Source organism: Streptomyces sp. 840.1 (assembly GCF_003751445.1).
GTDB lineage: Bacteria > Actinomycetota > Actinomycetes > Streptomycetales > Streptomycetaceae > Streptomyces.
Genome location: NZ_RJUU01000001.1, coordinates 55,083 through 73,811, shown reverse-complemented (window position 1 = coordinate 73,811; position 18,729 = coordinate 55,083). Strand labels below are relative to the sequence as shown.

Annotated in this window: 12 protein-coding genes; 9 read left to right on the top strand and 3 right to left on the bottom strand. The window is 72.0% G+C overall.

Features of this window, described 5'->3' with window-relative positions:
- The first annotated feature begins 42 nt into the window (after positions 1-42).
- The 6 genes from EDD93_RS00285 to EDD93_RS00260 all read left to right on the top strand — a co-directional run bounded on the left by EDD93_RS00285 (position 43) and on the right by EDD93_RS00260 (position 6,847).
- Positions 43-1,191, top strand: coding sequence for an ABC transporter ATP-binding protein (locus EDD93_RS00285; protein ID WP_123523246.1), 1,149 nt, complete (start codon positions 43-45; stop codon positions 1,189-1,191).
- Positions 1,188-2,114: an ABC transporter permease gene (locus EDD93_RS00280; protein WP_123523245.1), complete on the top strand. Its 927-nt coding sequence runs from the start codon at positions 1,188-1,190 to the stop codon at positions 2,112-2,114. The genes EDD93_RS00285 and EDD93_RS00280 overlap by 4 nt, the downstream gene beginning before the upstream one ends.
- A complete protein-coding gene (locus EDD93_RS00275; RefSeq protein ID WP_123523244.1) occupies positions 2,114-2,917 on the top strand; it encodes an ABC transporter permease in 804 nt (267 codons plus the stop codon). The genes EDD93_RS00280 and EDD93_RS00275 overlap by 1 nt, the downstream gene beginning before the upstream one ends.
- A 23-nt stretch (positions 2,918-2,940) precedes the next feature.
- On the top strand, positions 2,941-4,356 hold the full coding sequence (locus EDD93_RS00270) for an FAD-binding oxidoreductase (protein ID WP_123523243.1): 1,416 nt from the start codon (positions 2,941-2,943) through the stop codon (positions 4,354-4,356).
- A gap of 127 nt (positions 4,357-4,483) precedes the next feature.
- Positions 4,484-4,933, top strand: coding sequence for a hypothetical protein (locus EDD93_RS00265; RefSeq protein ID WP_123523242.1), 450 nt, complete (start codon positions 4,484-4,486; stop codon positions 4,931-4,933).
- An 84-nt stretch (positions 4,934-5,017) separates the two neighbouring features.
- Positions 5,018-6,847, top strand: a complete 1,830-nt coding sequence (locus EDD93_RS00260) for a chitinase (RefSeq protein WP_123523241.1) — start codon at positions 5,018-5,020, stop codon at positions 6,845-6,847.
- On the opposite strand, the gene EDD93_RS00255 is transcribed toward EDD93_RS00260, so the two are convergent.
- Positions 6,832-7,395 carry a phosphatase PAP2 family protein gene (locus tag EDD93_RS00255; RefSeq protein WP_260255574.1) on the bottom strand — a complete coding sequence of 188 codons (564 nt, stop codon included), beginning with the start codon at positions 7,393-7,395 and terminating at the stop codon, positions 6,832-6,834. The two genes, EDD93_RS00260 and EDD93_RS00255, sit on opposite strands and share 16 nt — an antisense overlap.
- Positions 7,396-7,772: 377 nt before the next feature.
- Complete coding sequence (gene gabT / locus EDD93_RS00250) at positions 7,773-9,113, bottom strand: 4-aminobutyrate--2-oxoglutarate transaminase (protein ID WP_123523240.1); 1,341 nt, start codon at positions 9,111-9,113, stop codon at positions 7,773-7,775.
- 245 nt (positions 9,114-9,358) lie between these two features.
- Between gabT and EDD93_RS00245 the strand changes: the two genes are divergently transcribed.
- From EDD93_RS00245 to EDD93_RS00235, 3 genes are all read left to right on the top strand, one after another.
- A complete protein-coding gene (locus EDD93_RS00245) occupies positions 9,359-11,839 on the top strand; it encodes an ATP/GTP-binding protein (RefSeq protein ID WP_123523239.1) in 2,481 nt (826 codons plus the stop codon).
- Between the two features lie 160 nt (positions 11,840-11,999).
- Complete coding sequence (locus EDD93_RS00240) at positions 12,000-13,565, top strand: PucR family transcriptional regulator (RefSeq protein ID WP_123523238.1); 1,566 nt, start codon at positions 12,000-12,002, stop codon at positions 13,563-13,565.
- Between the two features lie 132 nt (positions 13,566-13,697).
- Positions 13,698-15,143: an aldehyde dehydrogenase family protein gene (locus EDD93_RS00235; protein WP_123523237.1), complete on the top strand. Its 1,446-nt coding sequence runs from the start codon at positions 13,698-13,700 to the stop codon at positions 15,141-15,143.
- Between the two features lie 75 nt (positions 15,144-15,218).
- Here the strand turns inward: EDD93_RS00235 and EDD93_RS00230 are convergent, their stop codons facing one another.
- Entirely contained in the window at positions 15,219-18,605 is a 3,387-nt protein-coding gene (locus EDD93_RS00230) for a S8 family serine peptidase (RefSeq protein WP_123523236.1), read from the bottom strand.
- Positions 18,606-18,729 lie beyond the last annotated feature (124 nt).

Genomic DNA, 18,729 nt, shown 5'->3' with positions numbered 1-18,729 from the left:
AAGACACCCGATCTCCCTCTGACACCACTGGGACCGCCCTCCATGACACAGCAGCAGACAGGCGGCGATGTCCGCCTCACCGGGATCAGCAAGACGTACGGCTCCTTCGCCGCCGTGCAACCGCTCGATCTGACCGTCCCGCAAGGCTCCTTCTTCGCGCTGCTCGGCGCGTCCGGCTGCGGCAAGACCACCACCCTGCGGATGATCGCGGGCCTGGAGGAGGCCACCACCGGCACCGTCTCGCTCGGCGGCCGCGACATCACCGGCCTCCCCCCGTACAAGCGGCCCGTCAACACGGTCTTCCAGAGCTACGCGCTCTTCCCGCACCTCGACATCACCGAGAACGTCGCCTTCGGACTGCGCCGGCGCGGCATCAAGTCGGTCAAGAAGCAGGTCGACGACATGCTGGAGCTCGTCCAGCTCGGCGACTTCGCCCGGCGCAAGCCGCACCAGCTCTCCGGCGGCCAGCAGCAGCGCGTCGCCGTCGCCCGCGCCCTGATCAACCACCCCCAGGTGCTGCTCCTCGACGAGCCGCTCGGCGCCCTCGACCTCAAGCTGCGCCGCCAGATGCAGCTGGAGCTCAAGCGCATCCAGACCGAGGTCGGCATCACGTTCGTCCACGTCACCCACGACCAGGAGGAGGCCATGACCATGGCCGACACCGTCGCGGTGATGAACGCGGGCCGGGTCGAGCAGCTGGGCAACCCCGCCGACCTCTACGAGAACCCCCGGACGACGTTCGTCGCCAACTTCCTCGGAACCTCGAACCTCATCGAGGGCGAGGTCCTCTCCACCGGCACCGACCTCGTCGTATCGGCCAGTGGCGGCAAGCTGCGGCTGCCCGGTGACCGATGTCCCGCGCCGACCGCGAAGGGCGGCAAGCTGCTCCTGGGCATCCGCCCCGAGAAGATCTCCCTCGCACACCTCGATGACGCGGACGCGATAGCGGACGGCCGCAACCGGGTCACCGGACGGATCGTCGACTCCAGCTTCATCGGCGTCTCCACCCAGTACGTGGTGGAGAGCCCGGCGGGCAAGTCGCTTCAGGTGTACGAGCAGAACATCGAGCGTGATGCGAGGCTCACCCCGGGGGCCGAGGTCGTCCTGCACTGGAACCCGGCCCACACCTTCGGCCTGGACGCCACCCAGGACATCGACGCAGGTGTGGAGACGGTGGAGGACGCGGCGTGAGCGTCACCCAGGAGGCGCCACCCGCTCCCGCCGAGGAGCTGAAGGTGCGCAAGCCCTCCACCCGTAAGCGTCTCGTCCCCTACTGGCTGCTGCTCCCCGGCATCCTGTGGCTCGTCGTCTTCTTCGCGCTGCCGCTGATCTACCAGGGCTCGACCTCCGTCCAGACCGGATCCCTGGAGAAGGGGTTCGAGGTCACCTGGCACTTCCAGACGTACTGGGACGCGCTGGCCGACTACTACCCGCAGTTCGTCCGGTCCCTGCTGTACGCCGGCACCGCGACGATCCTGTGCCTCCTGCTCGGCTACCCGCTCGCCTACCTCATCGCGTTCAAGGCCGGCCGCTGGCGCAACCTGGTGCTGGTGCTGGTCATCGCACCGTTCTTCACCAGCTTCCTGATCCGCACCCTCGCCTGGAAGACGATCCTCGCGGACGGCGGCGCCGTCGTCGACGTACTGAACACCCTGCACGTCCTGGACGTCACCAGCTGGCTCGGCTGGACCGAGTCCAACCGGGTGCTGGCCACCCCGATGGCCGTGGTCTGCGGACTCACGTACAACTTCCTGCCGTTCATGATCCTGCCGCTCTACACCTCGCTGGAGCGGATCGACGGCCGGCTGCACGAAGCGGCCGGGGACCTCTACGCCACCCCCGCCACCACCTTCCGCAAGGTGACGTTCCCGCTCTCCATGCCGGGCGTCGTCTCCGGCACCCTGCTGACCTTCATCCCGGCCAGCGGTGACTACGTGAACGCGGAACTCCTGGGCTCCACCGACACCAAGATGGTCGGCAGCGTCATCCAGACCCAGTTCCTGCGCGTCCTCGACTATCCGACGGCGGCCGCGCTCTCCTTCATCCTCATGGCGGTCGTACTGATCGCGGTCACTGTCTACATCCGCCGCTCCGGGACGGAGGACCTGGTCTGATGCCCGTACTGCGCTGGCTGCGACGCCACATCATCGTCATCGCGGGTCTGCTGACGCTCGCCTACATGATCCTGCCGAACATCGTCGTGATGGTGTTCTCCTTCAACAAGCCCAACGGGCGGTTCAACTACTCCTGGCAGCGCTTCTCGGTGGACGCCTGGAAGGACCCCTGCGGGGTGGCCGACATGTGCGGCTCGCTCTCGCTCTCCCTCCAGATCGCCGTCTGGGCCACGGTCGGCGCGACCGTGCTCGGCACGATGATCGCGTTCGCCCTGGTCCGCTACCGCTTCCGGGCGCGCGGCGCGATCAACTCGCTGATCTTCCTGCCGATGGCGATGCCCGAGGTCGTCATGGCCGCCTCGCTGCTCACCCTGTTCCTCAACATGGGCGCGCAGCTGGGCTTCTGGACGATCCTCATCGCGCACATCATGTTCTGCCTCAGCTTCGTGGTGACGGCGGTCAAGGCGCGCGTCATGTCGATGGACCCCCGGCTCGAGGAGGCGGCGCGCGACCTGTACGCGGGGCCCGTGCAGACCTTCGTGCGGGTGACCCTGCCGATCGCCGCCCCGGGAATCGCCGCAGGAGCACTGCTCGCTTTCGCGCTCTCCTTCGACGATTTCATCATCACCAATTTCAACGCGGGCTCGACCGTGACCTTCCCCATGTTCGTCTGGGGATCGGCACAGCGCGGCACGCCCGTGCAGATCAACGTCATCGGTACGGCAATGTTCATCATTGCGGTACTGGTGGTTCTCGCCGGCCAGCTGATAGCGAACCGGCGGAAGAACAGCGCACGACCCTGAAAGTCCCGAAGGAGTTGGAAAACATGGCCCCAGTTGCCATGAGCACCGCCGCCCAGTCAATCGCCGACGCGAAGCCGGTCTCGTTCTGGCTGGACGACCCCGGCAGGCCCGAAGCGCTCCCGGCGCTCACGGGCGACGAGCACTGCGACCTCCTCGTCATCGGGGCCGGCTACAGCGGACTGTGGACCGCGCTGCTCGCCAAGGAGCGCGAACCGGAACGCGATGTCGTACTGATCGAGGGGCACGAGACGGGCTGGGCCGCCTCGGGCCGCAACGGCGGATTCTGCGCCGCCTCCCTCACCCACGGCCTGCCCAACGGGCTGGAGCGCTGGCCCGGCGAGATCGAGAAGCTGGAGGAGCTGGGCGCGCGCAACCTCGACGCCATCGAGGAGGCGGTCGCCCGCTACGGCATCGACTGCGAATTCGAGCGCACCGGTGAGATCGATGTCGCCACCCAGCCCCACCAGCTCGAAGAGCTGCGGGAATGGCACCAGGAGCTGGAGCGGCGAGGCTTCGGCGGCGTCGAGTTCCTGGACGGTGAAGCGCTGCGCGCCCATGTCGACTCACCGACATTCCTGGGTGGCCTCTGGGACCGCCGCGGGGTCGCGATGCTGCACCCGGCCAAGCTGGCCTGGGGCCTGAAACAGGCCTGCCTCGACCTGGGAGTCCGGATCTACGAGCACACCCGGGGCCTGGAGCTGGCCAGAACCGGAACCGGAATGGCGGTCCGCACCCCGGACGGCAGGGTGCTCGCGCGCCGGGTCGCCCTCGGCACGAACATCTTCCCCTCGCTCGTGAAGCGGGTCCGCCCGTACACCGTCCCGGTCTACGACTACGCGCTGATGACGGAACCGCTGACCGCCGGACAGCTCGCCGCGATCGGCTGGAAGAACCGGCAGGGCCTGGGCGACAGCGCCAATCAGTTCCATTACTTCCGGCTCTCCGCCGACAACCGCATTCTGTGGGGCGGATACGACGCGATCTATCCGTACGGGGGCCGGCTCAGCGCTGCACTCGACCAGCGGCCGGAAACGTTCCTGAAGCTCGCCGGGCAGTTCTTCGAATGCTTCCCGCAATTGGCGGGAGTGCGGTTCACCCACGCCTGGGGCGGCGCGATCGACACCTGTTCCCGGTTCTCCGCATTCTTCGGCACCGCCCATCAGGGCCGGGTCGCCTATGCCGCCGGATACACCGGACTCGGCGTCGGGGCCACCCGGTTCGGCGCCGATGTGATGCTCGACCTGCTGGCCGGCCAGGAGACGGAGCGGACCGCGCTGGAGATGGTGCGCAGCAAGCCGATGCCGTTCCCGCCGGAGCCCTTCGCCTGGGCCGGGATCGAGCTGACGAAGCGTTCCCTGGCCCGCGCCGACGACAACGGCGGCCACCGCAATCTGTGGCTGCGCACGATGGACCGGCTGGGGCTGGGCTTCGACAGCTGAGCCGGGCGTGACCCAGTTCACTACCGGTTGGTAGTCGAACCCGCGTAATGGATCGGCCCCACCGCTCTCTCTCCCGTGAACGCACCCGCGACTCCCCGCGGGTGCGCCTACGGAACGGAGGCGGGTCATGGCTGGCTCGGGAGTCAGGGCAGCGGTCGAGTGGCTTGTGTCGGTGGCACCGGACCCCGACGCCTGCCGGTGGGAGTGGGAGCGCAATCCGCGGGGGATCGCGCTCCTGCCCGCCGGCCGGCGCTGGGACGTGCTGATCCTGCCGGGGGCGCTGGGCTATCCGACGCTCGATGTGCTCACCCGGCTCATCGACCGGCCGGGGCCGGTCCTCGCCGACTTCGGTGACGCCCGGATGGGGTTCTTCGTGCCGCCGGGCACCGTCGACCGCTGGATCGGGACGGGGGTGCGGGGCGCCGGCCAGGGCACCTGGATCGTGGTGCCCCACCCCGGGCGGTCCGCCGCCGGCGGGGTCCGCTGGCTGATTCCGCCGGACGGCTCGGGCACGCTCACCGACGCCACGCTGCTGGAACTGGCGATGCACGAGGCCGCGGCGGGGAGCCGGGAATAGCGGGGTGGCTGCCAGAGGTCTTGACAACCGGATTGGTCTGGACCATGTTGTGGCCACCCAATTCCCCCCTGCACGGAGGCCGTTGTGGAACGTACGGGACCCCCTGCCCGCATTACCGGACTGCTGGCCGCCTTCACGGCCGCCCTTCTGGCCGCCGGCGGCCTGGCGGCCTCGGCGCCGAGCGCCGCGGCGGCCGACGCCGAGCTGGCGCGCAACGGCACCTTCGAGGTCGGCCTGGACGGCTGGAGCTGTACGGGCGGCAGCGGAGCCGTTGTCACCACCCCGGTGCACGGCGGTACCTCGGCGCTGAAGGCGACCCCGGCGGGCAGCGACTACGCCAAGTGCTCGCAGGCCGTCACGGTCAAGCCGGACTCCACGTACACCCTGAGCGCCTGGGTGCAGGGCAGCTACGTCTACCTGGGCGCGGAGGGCACCGGCACGACGGACGTGTCCACCTGGACGCAGTCCGCCGGTGCCTGGCAGAAGCTCACCACCACGTTCAGGACCGGCGCCTCCACCACCTCGGTCAAGGTCTACACGCACGGCTGGTACGGGACGCCCGCCTACTACGCCGACGACCTCAGCCTCGTCGGCCCCGGCGGCGACCCGGTCGTCCTCCCGGCGGTACCGGCGGGACTCAAGGCGGGCACCGCCACCACTTCCTCGGTCCCGCTGTCCTGGACCGCGTCCTCCGGCGCCACCGGCTACAACGTCTACCGGGGCGGCACGAAGGTCCTCTCCACCACCGCCACCTCCGCGACGGTGACGGGCCTCGCCGCCTCGACCGCGTACAGCTTCCAGGTCACCGCGACCAACGCGGGGGGTGAGTCCGCCAAGTCCGCCGCGGTGCTCGCCACCACCAAGACCGGCGGCAGCGGGGGAGAGGGCGGGGCCACGCTGCCGGCCCACGCCCTCGTCGGCTATCTGCACTCCAGCTTCGCCAACGGCTCCGGCTACACGCGGATGGCGGACGTGCCCGACTCCTGGGACGTCATCGACCTCGCCTTCGGCGAACCCACCTCCGTCACCTCGGGCGACATCCGGTTCTCGCTCTGCCCGGTGGCCGAGTGCCCGAACGTCGAGTCGGCGGCCGAGTTCAAGGCGGCCATCAAGGCCAAGCAGGCCGCCGGCAAGAAGGTGCTGATCTCCATCGGCGGCCAGAACGGACAGGTGCAGCTCGCCACCACCGCCGCCCGCGACACCTTCGTCTCCTCGGTCAGCAAGATCATCGACGAGTACGGTCTGGACGGCCTGGACATCGACTTCGAGGGCCACTCGCTCTCGCTGAACACCGGCGACACCGACTTCCGCAGCCCCACCACACCGGTCATCGTCAACCTGATCTCCGCGGTGAAGACGCTCAAGGCCAAGTACGGCGACAAGTTCGTCCTGACCATGGCCCCCGAGACCTTCTTCGTGCAGCTCGGCTACCAGTACTACGGCTCGGGCCCCTGGGGCGGCCAGGACCCGCGCGCCGGCGCCTACCTCCCGGTGATCCACGCCCTGCGCGACGACCTCACCCTGCTGCACGTCCAGGACTACAACTCGGGCTCCATCATGGGCCTGGACAACCAGTACCACTCGATGGGCGGCGCCGACTTCCACATCGCCATGACCGACATGCTGCTGACCGGCTTCCCGGTGGCGGGCGACCAGACCAAGGTCTTCCCGGGCCTGCGCCCCGACCAGGTCTCGATCGGTCTGCCGGCCTCCACCCAGGCGGGCAACGGCCACACCTCGCCCGCCGAGGTGACCAAGGCGCTGAACTGCCTGACGAAGAAGACCGACTGCGGCTCCTACGCCACCCACGGCACCTGGTCCGGACTGCGCGGGCTGATGACCTGGTCGATCAACTGGGACCGCTTCAACAACTGGGAGTTCTCGAAGAACTTCGACGCCTACTTCGGCGGCTGAGAGCGCCCCGGAACCACCAGCGGCAGGAGCAGCAGCCCGCACAGGAACCAGCTGCCCAGCACGTCCAGCGGCCAGTGGTAGCCGCGCAGCACCAGACCGATGCCCGTCGCCGCCGTCAGCAGGACGGCGGCGACGGGCATCATCCATGACCGCCGCAGGTACGGGGCGAGCAGCAGCGCCGCGGCCCCGTACGCCACCGCCGCGGTCGCCGCGTGGCCCGAGGGGTAGTAGCCGGTGGCGTCGGTCAGCGGCCCGGGGCGGGCGATCCAGTCCTTGAGCGGGACGACGAGCAGCCCCGCCGCGGCCGTGGTCAGCGCCGCCGTGACCGGGGCGCGGCGCGCACCGCGCACGAGCGACCAGGCAATCGCGCAGCCCAGCACCGGGAGCGCGACCTGCATGTTGCCGAGATCCGCGAGGAATTCGGTGAGCCCGGCCGGACCCCGGCCCACCAGGGCGCGGCCGGTGCGTTCGTCGAGGCCGCGCAGCGGGCCGTCGGCCGCGATCTGCCAGGTGGTGAGGGCGAACAGGGCCAGCAGGCCCGAGACCACCGAAACGAGAAGAGCCGTCCGTCCCGGAACAGGGGGGGGTGTTCCGGGACGGACGGTCGGACCGGTGTGCCGCGCGCCCCGGGGGGTGTGGGGCGGGCGGCCATCCGATCGGTGAGGAGTTCCGGAGCCCGAAGCTCCAGTGGTGTGCGCGAAGGCACAACCAGGACGGTGCCGGTGGAGCTCCGACCCGGTGTCGCCGGCAGTCCCCTGCGGGCGGGGTGTTTCTCTCATCTGCGCAAACCGTACGTCAGGCGGTGGGGGGTCCGACAGCGGCAACGTTATCCCGCCATCGCCCCCGCACACCTTCTTCACAGGCCCTCACCGGGGCGCCGGGCATCCCCGGAGGAAACGCCGCGCCGCTCCCGGGCCCACCCGGCTCAGACGCCGGCGAACGCCTGCTCGATCACGTCGAGGCCCTCGTTCAGCAGCTCCTCGCCGATCACCAGCGGCGGCAGGAAGCGCAGGACGTTGCCGTAGGTGCCGCAGGTGAGCACCAGCACACCCTCGGCGTGGCAGGCCTTGGCGAGCTGCGCGGCCGCCGCCGGGTCCGGGTCCTTGGTGCCGGACCGCACCAGCTCGATCGCGATCATCGCGCCCCGGCCCCGGATGTCACCGATGATGTCCCCGTTGGGCAGCTTGGCCCGCATCTCGGCGAGGCGGCCCTTCATGACCTCCTCGATGCGCTTCGCCTTCCCGTTCAGGTCCAGCTCGCGCATCGTCTCGATGGCGCCGAGCGCACCCGCGCAGGCGACCGGGTTCCCGCCGTAGGTGCCGCCGAGGCCGCCGGCGTGCGCGGCGTCCATGATCTCGGCGCGGCCGGTGACCGCGGAGAGCGGCAGGCCGCCCGCGATGCCCTTGGCGGTGGTGATCAGGTCCGGGACGATGCCCTCGTCCTCGCAGGCGAACCACTGGCCGGTGCGGCAGAAGCCGGACTGGATCTCGTCCGCGACGAAGACGATGCCGTTGTCCTTGGCGAACTGCGCGATCGCCGGCAGGAAGCCCTTGGCCGGCTCGATGAACCCGCCCTCGCCGAGGACCGGCTCGATGACGATCGCGGCGACGTTGTCCGCGCCGATCTGCTTGGTGATCTCGTCGATGGCCTGCGCGGACGCCTCGGCCCCGGCGTTCTGCGCACCGGTCGGCCAGCGGTAGCCGTACGCCACCGGCACCCGGTAGACCTCGGGCGCGAACGGGCCGAAGCCCTGCTTGTACGGCATGTTCTTCGCCGTCATGCCCATGGTGAGGTTGGTCCGGCCGTGGTAGCCGTGGTCGAAGACGACGACGGCGGTGCGCTTGGTGTAGGCGCGGGCGATCTTCACCGCGTTCTCGACGGCCTCGGCGCCCGAGTTGAACAGCGCGGACTTCTTCGCGTGGTCGCCCGGCGTCAGCTCGGCGAGCTGCTCGCAGACCTCGACGTACCCCTCGTACGGAGTGACCATGAAACAGGTGTGGGTGAAGTCCGCGAGCTGCGCGGACGCCCGCCGCACCACGGCCTCGGCGGAGGCGCCGACCGACGTCACGGCGATACCGGAACCGAAGTCGATCAGCCGGTTGCCGTCCACGTCCTCGATGATCCCGCCACCGGCACGCGCGGTGAACACCGGCAGTGTGGAGCCCACACCGGCGGCGACCGCGGCGAGGCGGCGGGCCTGCAGCTCCACCGACTTCGGGCCGGGAATGGCGGTGACGACGCGGCGCTCCTGCGGAATTGCGGTCATGCGGGGCTCCTGGGGGGTGTTTCGGACGCTTCGGTTTCTGCAGGCTAGGCGCGTGGGCGGGGCGCGGGCATGCTCCGATCGGGAGTGGTGGCGGACGTGTCCTTGTCCGCGACGGACAGAACGCGATACGGGGGCGGGGCGGCCCGTTCCCCGTCACTATCCGGGCGCGTTGCTGAACTCCCCGTGTCCGCGCACTAGATTGGCCGTGCAGCGGTCGGACCTGGCTGGTCAGGGGGCAACGGTTCATGGACAACGAAGGCACGCACGGCGCCCGGGGCACGCGGGGTGCGCAGCCGCCCGACGGCCGCGCCGGCCGCCCCCAGGGCTCCGTGCCGCACCCGGCCGGGCCGCCGCCCGCGCGCCCGCCGGGCCCGCCGCCGACGGCGCCGCCCGCGTTCCCGCCGACGGTGGGGCCGCCGCGCCCCGCCGCGATGCCGGTCCAGCACCGCTCCGCCGGGACGGGATCGCCCACCGCCGACTGGCTGAACACGCCGCGCCCCGAGAGCGATCCCGGCGTGTGGCGCTACGCCTATGTGCCGAGGCCGGCCGAGCGGCCGCCGCGCCCCTCCCTGCTCGGGCCGGCCGCCACGCTGGTCCTGTGGCTCCTGCTGTGGCTGCTGCTCACCGAACGGGCCGTCCCCTACGTCTTCAAGCCGATCGAGATCATCACCGGGGCCGAATGGTGGTCCTTCGGCGGCCTCCGTAAGGACGCGCCCGCCCTGGTCGTCAACTCCACCACGCTCTACTACCAGGTCCTCGTGCTCGCCCTCGGCTTCTGGGCCGCCCGGATCGGCGCCTGGGCGCACCTCTTCCGGTACTACGCGGGAGACCGCCTGGACCGGGCCAGGTTCCTGACCACGGTGGCCGGGGCGCTGCTCACCGTCTGGCTCGTCTGGACCCGGCGGGTGCCGCTCGCGGACGTCGTCCTGCCCGCCGTGCCCACCAGCTGGATGCAGGGCGGCGGCAACCAGTACGCGGCGCTGCTCGTCTCGATCGTGCTCTACGCGCTGATCGGCACCGCGATCGTCTGGCCCTTCGCCAGGATCGGCCAGTGGTCCACGGAGCTCGGCCCCTTCCTGCGGCGCCTGCGCAACCAGGAGCCGGAGCGGCCCGGAACCGTCCCCGGCCGCCCCCGGACGGCCCCCGAGCAGACCGGTCCCGCCCCGGCGGACTGGCCCGAGCTGCGGGCCGAGGGCCGGGTGGACGCGGCGGAGGCGCTGACCGCCGCCGTGCGCACCGGCCGGATGAACGACGTCGACTGCGTACGGCTGCGGCACGCCTGGGCCGTCGCCCGGACCCGCCCCGACCGCCTCGCCTCCTTCACCGAGACCGTGCTGCGCAAGGGCGCGGGCGCCTATCTGCACCCCTCGGGCGACCGCGATCTCCCGCTGCGCACCGCCCCGCACGACCCGCTCACCGGCCAGGTCCGGATCGGCGGCTGCGCGGACGACCCGCGCAACCCCTATCCCCGCCGCGGTTCGGGCCTGGCCCTGGAGCCCGCGTTGCTGGGCACCTCGCTCCTGGCGGTGGGCCCGCCCGGCTCGGGCAAGACCGCCGGGGTCGTCCGGCCGGTCATCGAATCCCTCGCCATCAGGGCGCTCACGGGCCAGGCGGCGGTGCTCGCCGTCGGCGGCGCGGGCACACAGCTGGGGCCGGACGAGGCCTACGACGTCGTCATCCGGATCGGGGACCCCGCCTCCGTGCACGACTTCGACCTCTACGGCGGCACCACCGACCCCGACGAGGCCGCGGCCACCCTCGCGGAAGGGCTGGTCGGTGACCTCCCCGGCCTGGACAGCCGGCGCGCGGGCACCGTGCTCGGCCGGCTCCTCGGCCCCTACCGCGCCGTCCACGGCAGGTTCCCCGGCGTCCCCGAACTCCGCGAGCTCCTGGAAGGGTCCGTCCCCGCGCTGACCGCGCTGCGCCAGGCCCTGGAGGCGGCCGGCGGGCACGCGATGCTGCGCGAGCTGGACGCGCGGGCCCGGCAGGCGGGCGGCGCGGGGGATCCGGCCGCCGTCCTGGCCGACCGGATCGCCGTCCTCGACCGGCCGGCCTTCGCGGGATTCTTCGCCACCGGCGAGGACGCCCGGCCGTTCTCGCTGCGTTCCCTGGAACAGCACCCGCTGCGGGTGCGCATCGATCTCCCCGAGCGCGCCCACGCCGAGGCGTCCCAGGTACTGGCCCGCCTCGTCCTCGCCCAGTTCAACGCGATCACCGCGGCCCGCGCCGACCGCTCGCTGTTCGTCTGCCTGGTCCTGGACGACGCCACCCACACCGTCACCGCCGAGACCGTCCGGGGCATCCGGCGGCTGCGGTCCGTCAACGCGGGGGCGGTCCTGGCCCTGCGGACCCTGGAAGACGTGCCCGAGCCGCTGCACACCGCGCTGCTCGGCTCGGTCGGCTGCAACATGGCCTTCTCCGGCGTCTCCACCTGGGACGGCAAACGCTTCGCCGAGGCCTGGGGCAAGGAATGGGTGGAGGTCCGCGAGGTCGCCCAGCACGGCGTCTTCGCCGACCAGCCGCTCACCCGGGCCCTGCACGCCCTGCGGAAGTTCGCCACCGGCAAGGCCGTCACCACGGACGCCGTGACCGTGCGCCAGGTCGAACGGGAACGCTGGTCCGCCTCGGGGCTCGCCTACGAACTGGCGGCCGGCCACGCGGTGGTCTCCCTCACCACGGTCGACGGCCGGCACGCCCCTCCGCTCCTGATGAAACTGGGTGGCTGACGGGCATCCGAGGGAGCGGCGGTACAGGAGGGGCTGAGAGCGGTTACGGGAACCCTGCCGCCCTGGCAGAATCGATAGCAGCCGTTCATACGTGACGGCGCAATCGACGCCCCACTCAGGCGCCCCGCCCAGACGCCCCCTCCCAAAGGTCACCCGTCCCATGCCGCCCACGCTCGCCTCGCTCGTCCAGCACTCGGCGCTCAAACTCACGGTCCGTGCGGGAGCGGACCGGCTCGACACACCCGTGCGCTGGGCGCACGCCAGCGAGCTGGCCGACCCCGTCCGCTACATGGAGGGCGGCGAACTGCTGCTGGTCACCGCGACCAATCTCGACGCCGAGAGCCCCGAGGGCATGCAGCGGTACGTGCGACGGCTGGCCGGATCCGGCGTCGTCGGGGTGGGCTTCGCCGTCGGCGTCAACTACGACGCCGTGCCCAAGGCGCTGATCGACGCCGCCGAGGAAGCCGGGCTGCCGCTCATCGAAGTGCCCCGCCGCACCCCGTTCATCGCCATCGCCAAGGCGGTCTCCTCGGAGATCGCCGCCGACCAGTACCGGGCCGTCACCGCCGGCTTCGAGGCGCAGCGCGAACTCACCAGGGCGGCGCTCGCCGGGGACGGCCCCGGCGAACTCCTCGGCCGGCTCGCCGCGCACGTCGACGGCTGGGCCGCGCTGTACGACGCCTCCGGGGCCGTCGTGGCGGCCGCCCCCGACTGGGCCGCCCGCCGCGCCGCCCGGCTCACCCCGGACGTGGAACGCCTGCGCGACCGCCCGGCCCCGGCCAGCGTGGTCGTCGGCGGCAACGAGGACCGGGTCGAGCTCCAGTCCCTGGGCACCGGCCGCCGGGCCCGCGGCGCCCTCGCCGTCGGCACCGGGTCGGCGCTCGGCACCGCGGAACGGTACGCCGTGCACTCGGCGGTCGCCCTGCTCACCCTCACCACCGCCCGCTCCCGCTCGCTCCAGGGCGCCGAACAGCGGCTCGGCGCCGCGGTGCTGCGGATGCTGCTCGCCGGCCAGCCCGACCACGCGCGCGCCGTCGCCGGAGACCTCTACGGCGGGCTGCTCGACGCCCCCTTCCGGCTGCTCATCGCGGAGGCGTCCGAACCCTCGACCACCGCGCAGCTGGCCGAGGCGATGGAGAGCGCGGCCGCCCGGTCCGGCGAGACCGTGCTGATGGTCCCCGAGGGCGAACGCCTCGTCGTCCTGGCCGCAGACGGCGGCGCCGCGGTCGCCGCCTGCACCGGCTACGCCGAGACCCAGGAGGAACGGCCCGCGCACGAACCGGCGGGCGACACCCAGGTGGTCGTCGGCCTCTCCGCCCCCGCGGGCCCGATCGCCGTATCGGCCGCGTACAAGCAGGCCGAACAGGCGTTGTCGGTGGCCCGCCGGCGGGGCAGGGCACTGGTCGAGCACGAGGAGCTGGCGACCGGCTCGGTGCTCCCGCTGCTCGCCGACGACGCGGTGCGCGCCTTCGCGGACGCCATGCTCCGCCCCCTGTACGAACACGACACCAAGGGCCGGGGCGACCTGGTCGCCTCGCTGCGGGCCTGGCTCTCCCACCACGGCCAGTGGGACGCCGCCGCGGCCGACCTGGGGGTGCACCGGCACACCCTGCGCTACCGGATGCGGCGGGTGGAGGAGATCCTCGGGCGTTCGCTGGACGATCCGGACAGCCGGATGGAGCTCTGGCTGGCCCTCAAGGTGACCAGCCCCCCGACGGCGTCGTAGGACGGGCCGTCGGCTGCGACAAACCGGCGTATCCCGGAGTGCCTCTGCTCCACGCCGGACAAACGCCAGGCGGACGGCGCGCCCCTACGGTGGGGACGGAACACCCCACGACATCGAAGGGCCGGAACCTCCATGACCTCCACCCACGCCTTCTGGCTGGCCGGCCGCGAGGCCACCGGCGAGGAAAGCTTCGACGTCACCAACTCCTGGGACGGCCGCCTCGTCGGCACCGTCAGCGTGCCCACCGAGGCCCAGGTCGAGGAGGCGGTCGCCGCCGCCCACGCCGTGCGTGACGAGTTCGCCGCCACCCCGGCCCACGTCCGCGCCGCCGCGCTCGACCACGTCGCCCGCCGGCTGACCGAGCGCACCGAGGAGATCGCCCAGCTGATCTCCGCCGAGAACGGCAAGCCCGTCAAGTGGGCGCGCGGCGAGGTCGGCCGTGCCGTCTCGGTGTTCCGGTTCGCCTCCGAGGAGGCCCGTCGCTTCAACGGCGGCGAGGCCCAGCGCCTGGACACCGACGCCGGCGGCACCGGCCGGCTCGGCCTCACCCGCCGCTTCCCGCGCGGCACGGTCCTGGGCATCGCACCGTTCAACTTCCCGCTGAACCTCAGCGCCCACAAGGTCGCCCCGGCCATCGCCGTCGGCGCCCCGATCATCCTCAAGCCCGCCCCGGCCACCCCGATCTCCTCGCTGATCCTGGGCGAGCTGCTGGCCGAGACCGACCTGCCGGCCGGCTCCTGGTCGGTGCTCACGGTCCCCAACGACCGGATGCCCGCCCTCGTCCAGGACGAGCGGCTGCCCGTGATCTCGTTCACTGGCTCCGCCCCGGTCGGCTACGCGATCATGGACTCGGTGCCGCGCAAGCACTGCACCCTGGAGCTCGGCGGCAACGGCGCGGCCGTCGTCCTCGGCGACTACGCCTCCGAGACGGACCTGGACTGGGCCGCGACCCGCATCGCGACGTTCTCCAACTACCAGGGCGGCCAGTCCTGCATCTCCGTGCAGCGCGTCATCGCGGACGCCGCCGTCTACGACCGGCTGCTCCCGAAGATCGTCGCGGCCGTCGAGGCCCAGGTCACCGGCGACCCGTCCGACGCCGCCACCGACGTCGGCCCGCTGGTCAACGAGGACGCCGCCAAGCGCGTCGAGTCCTGGGTCGACGAGGCCGTACAGGCCGGCGGCACCCTGCTCACCGGCGGCAAGCGCGACGGCGCGACCTACGCCCCGACCGTCCTCACCGACCTCCCCGACGGCGTCAGCCTCTCCTGCGAGGAGGTCTTCGGGCCGGTGCTCTCGGTGCAGAAGGTGAACGGCGAGGCCGAGGCGTTCGCCTCCGTCAACTCCTCCAAGTACGGCCTCCAGGCAGGGGTGTTCACCCACGACCTGCAGACCGCCTTCCGCGCCCACCGCGCCCTCGAGGTCGGCGGCGTGATCATCGGCGACGTCCCCTCCTACCGCGCGGACCAGATGCCGTACGGCGGCACCAAGCAGTCCGGCACCGGCCGGGAGGGCGTCCGGTACGCGATGGACGACTACACCTACGAGCGGGTCCTGGTCCTCACCGGTCTCGCCCTGTAACCCTGTCGGACCGGCGACGGCCGGGCAGGTCACCCCTCGTGGGTGACCCGCCCGGCCGTCTGCCGTCGTGTGCCGCTACCGGACGTCGTAGGCGCGGGTGATGGTCTGGGTGACCGCGTTCCCGTTGGCGTCCGTGAAGGAGGCCTTCGTCATGACCTGCCGGCCGGCGGCGCCGGTGTGGTCCAGGACGGCCGTCCACTTCCCCTTGTGCTGCTGGACCGGCGCCCGGGTCCAGGTGGCGCCGCCGTCGTAGGAGTAGGAGAACGCGGCCGCCGTGACTGCGCCCGGGGTGTACCCGGCATGGCCCTCGACCGACAGGCCGACCCTGATACCGCCCCGCGCAGGCAGGGTGTTCATGCCGTCCGCCGGCAGGTCGTACTCGGGGGTGAGGACCGGCAGGCCGCGCGAGTAGACGTCCGGCTCCCGGTGGGAGCGGAAGCTCCACGTGGTGGTGGCGGCGGTGGAGCGCAGCCAGTTGCCGTCCGCGGACGGGATCTTCTCCAGGATCTGGGTGAGTTCGTACGCGGAGTCCTCGTCCGGCACGGTGAACACACCGTACGGATCGACGCGGGTGGCGATCTGTTCTCCGTTGCGCTTCAGCACCAGCTTGCCGAGGTCACCGAACGACCCGCCGTAGGTCCAGTGGTCGCCGGACTCGTCGAGCCAGAGCGCGTTCTGGAAGCCGATCAGGTCGCCCTGCCGCTCGGCGGCCAGCATCGGTTTGCCGTCGGCGTCGCGCGGTGCGGCCGGCCGCAGGGGGCCGCCGTACCACTCCTCGTCGCGCCGCTCGCCGGCCCGGTAACTGCGCTCCCGGTCGCCCATGAACGCGGCGAACGGGAAGCTGGTCATCGCGCCGTGGTACCAGGCGTCGTCGCCGGCCGTGTAGTAGGCGGTACGGGTGCCGGGGACGTGGACCGTGTCCATCGGGGCCACGGGGAGGTAGGCGCTGTAGCCGCCGGAGGGGCGGACGAACATCGCGTCGACGTAGCCGCCCGCCTTGCCCATGGCGTGCCACGTCTCGCTGACCCGGGCCAGCCCGGCGTCCTTCGGCCTGAAGACCCGTTCGGCGTGGAGCGGGCCCCGCGTCGGGAAGGACAGGTTGTAGACGTAGGGCCTGCCGTCCTGGGAGCCGGCCGCGCGCCAGGTGGGACGGAACTCGTAGGTGCCCTTCGCGGCGCGTCCGTCGATGTCCGCGTAGAACTCCTGGACGGAGTCGGCCACCACCGAACCGGACAGCTGCCAGGTGTCGTCCCAGGTGCGGGCGTAGCTGAGCGTCGTGTTGGCCACCGTCGAGGGGCGTTCGGTGCGCAGGCTCAGCCGGTGCGCCTTGCGGGCATCGAGGACGACGGTGGTGTCACGGGTGATCCGCAGCTGCGGGTTGGCGAGGTAGCTGACCGACTCGGGCGCCTTGTCCGCGCCGTAGCTCCCCACGAAGCTGCTGAGGGAGTAGGCACCCGGGCGCACGCGGAACGTCTGGTCGCCCGCGCCGTTGTTGGTGCGGCGTTCCCCCGTGTCGGTGTCGAGGCCGGCCAGGTCCAGCGACGAGATGCCCGCGGCGGGCGCGCCGTGCCGGTCGATCAGCTTGACCCGGAGCGTGACCGTCTCCGGCTGGACGTACAGCGTGACGGGTACGGAGACCCGCTCCCCGCCGCCGGTGGCCAGGAGGCGGCCGGTGACGGCGCCGTACTGGGAGTCCTTCAGCCGGGCGGTCGGATCGATCCGCAGCGGCACCCGGACGGTGGCGCCGGCGGCGACCCGCACCTTGTCCCTCGCGACCCCGACGACGCCGGAGACGACATCGCTGCCGTCGTTGCCGTGCACACCACTGACCTTCAGGCCCAGGGTGACGGCGCTCGTGCCGGTGTTGGTGAAGGGCACCCGCACCGTGGTGCGGTCCGAGGCGTCCTGCGGCCAGTTGTAGCTGCCGGCCTGCACGGCCGGTACGGAGACCACCTGCTGGTTCACCGCGCCGAACACGTCGAGCACCCCGCCGCCGGTCTCGTCGGCGCCCGCGACCTTCCCGCCGGTGCGGGCCGAGGAGACCAGGGCGGCCTTGATCTGCTGCGCGGTCCAGTCCGGGTGGGCCTGGCGGACGACGGCGGCGGCGCCCGCGACATGCGGGGTGGCCATCGAGGTGCCGGACATCGTCCGGTAGGCGTAGACGCCGCGGCCGCCCGCACTCGCCGCCGAGATGCCGACGCCGGGGGCGGCGATCTCGGGCTTGAGGGTGTGGGTGACGGCGACGGGGCCGCGGCTGGAGAAGGGCGCGGTGGTGTCGTCGTGGTCGACAGCGCCGACGGTCAGCACGCCGGGCACGCAGCCGGGCGACGAGACGGTCCCGGCGCCCGGACCGGCGTTGCCCGCGGCGACGACGAACAGGGTGTGCGTGTCCTGCGAGAGCCGGCCGGTGGCCTCGGCCACCGGGTCCGTGCAGTCCCCGATCGTCGGGTTGCCCAGGCTCATCGAGACGACGTCGGCCTGCTGGTCGACGGCCCACTGCATGCCCGCGATGATCCAGGATTCCAGGCCGGAGCCCCGGTCGTCCAGGACCTTCCCGATGAGCAGCGAGGTGCCGGGGGCGACGCCCTTCTGACGGCCGTCACTGGCCGCTCCGGACCCGCCGACCGTGGAGGCGGTGTGGGTGCCGTGGCCGACCTTGTCGTCGGTGGCCGGGGAGTCCGTGAAGTTCTTGGACGAGGCGATCCGGTCCGTCAGGTCCGGGTGCGCGGCGTCCACGCCGGTGTCCAGCACGGCGACCTTGGTGCCCTTGCCGTCGTATCCGGCGGCCCAGGCCTCCGGTGCGTGCACCTGCGCGGTGGAACGGTCCAGCGTGGCCTCGGCCTTGCCGTCCAGCCACAGCTTCTTCAGTGTGGCCGCGGCCCGGGAGCGGGCGCCGGTGACGTCCTGCCAGAAGGCGGCGGCCGTGTCCTTGTCCGCCTTGAGGGCCACTCCGTCCACGGCCGGGAGGCTCAGCCCCCGCTCGGAGCCGCGCGGCGCGGGCGGCGCGCTCTTCGCGACGTCCACGCCCTTCCCGTAGGTGGCGATGAGCGGCAGCGAGCCGGTGTGCGCGTCGTCGTAGCCCTGGCGGATCAGCCCGGTCACGTTGAACAACTGCTCGTCGACCCTCCCCTCGGCGATCGCCCGGGAGGCGGTGTCGGGGTAGACGTAGAGGTCCTTGCCCACCTGGCGGGTCTGGATCAACGGGCGGGTGCCGTCCTCGCGCGGCAGCAACGCCGCGGAACTACGGCCCGACGGGTCCGTGGTCACCAGCACCCGGTCGCCGGTGACGAGCGTGACCGTCGCCTGCCCGCCGCTCTTCGCCGCGGCCTCACTGCCGACGACCGGTCTCTTGCCCGCGGCGCCGGCGGGCGGCGGATCCGCTGCCCCGGACGGCGTGGCCGCGGTGAAGGCCAGGGCGACGGCGGTGGCCGTGCCCAAGGCTATTCGCATGACGGAGCGCATGAATCTCCCCACTCGGTGGCGTGAACAGCTGTGCTGCCGCTGCAGCCTGGCAGACACGCGAATGGCATAGGGGCGTCACGCGTGACGGGTCGCCCGCATGTCGGAATTCCGTCACACGGCCGTC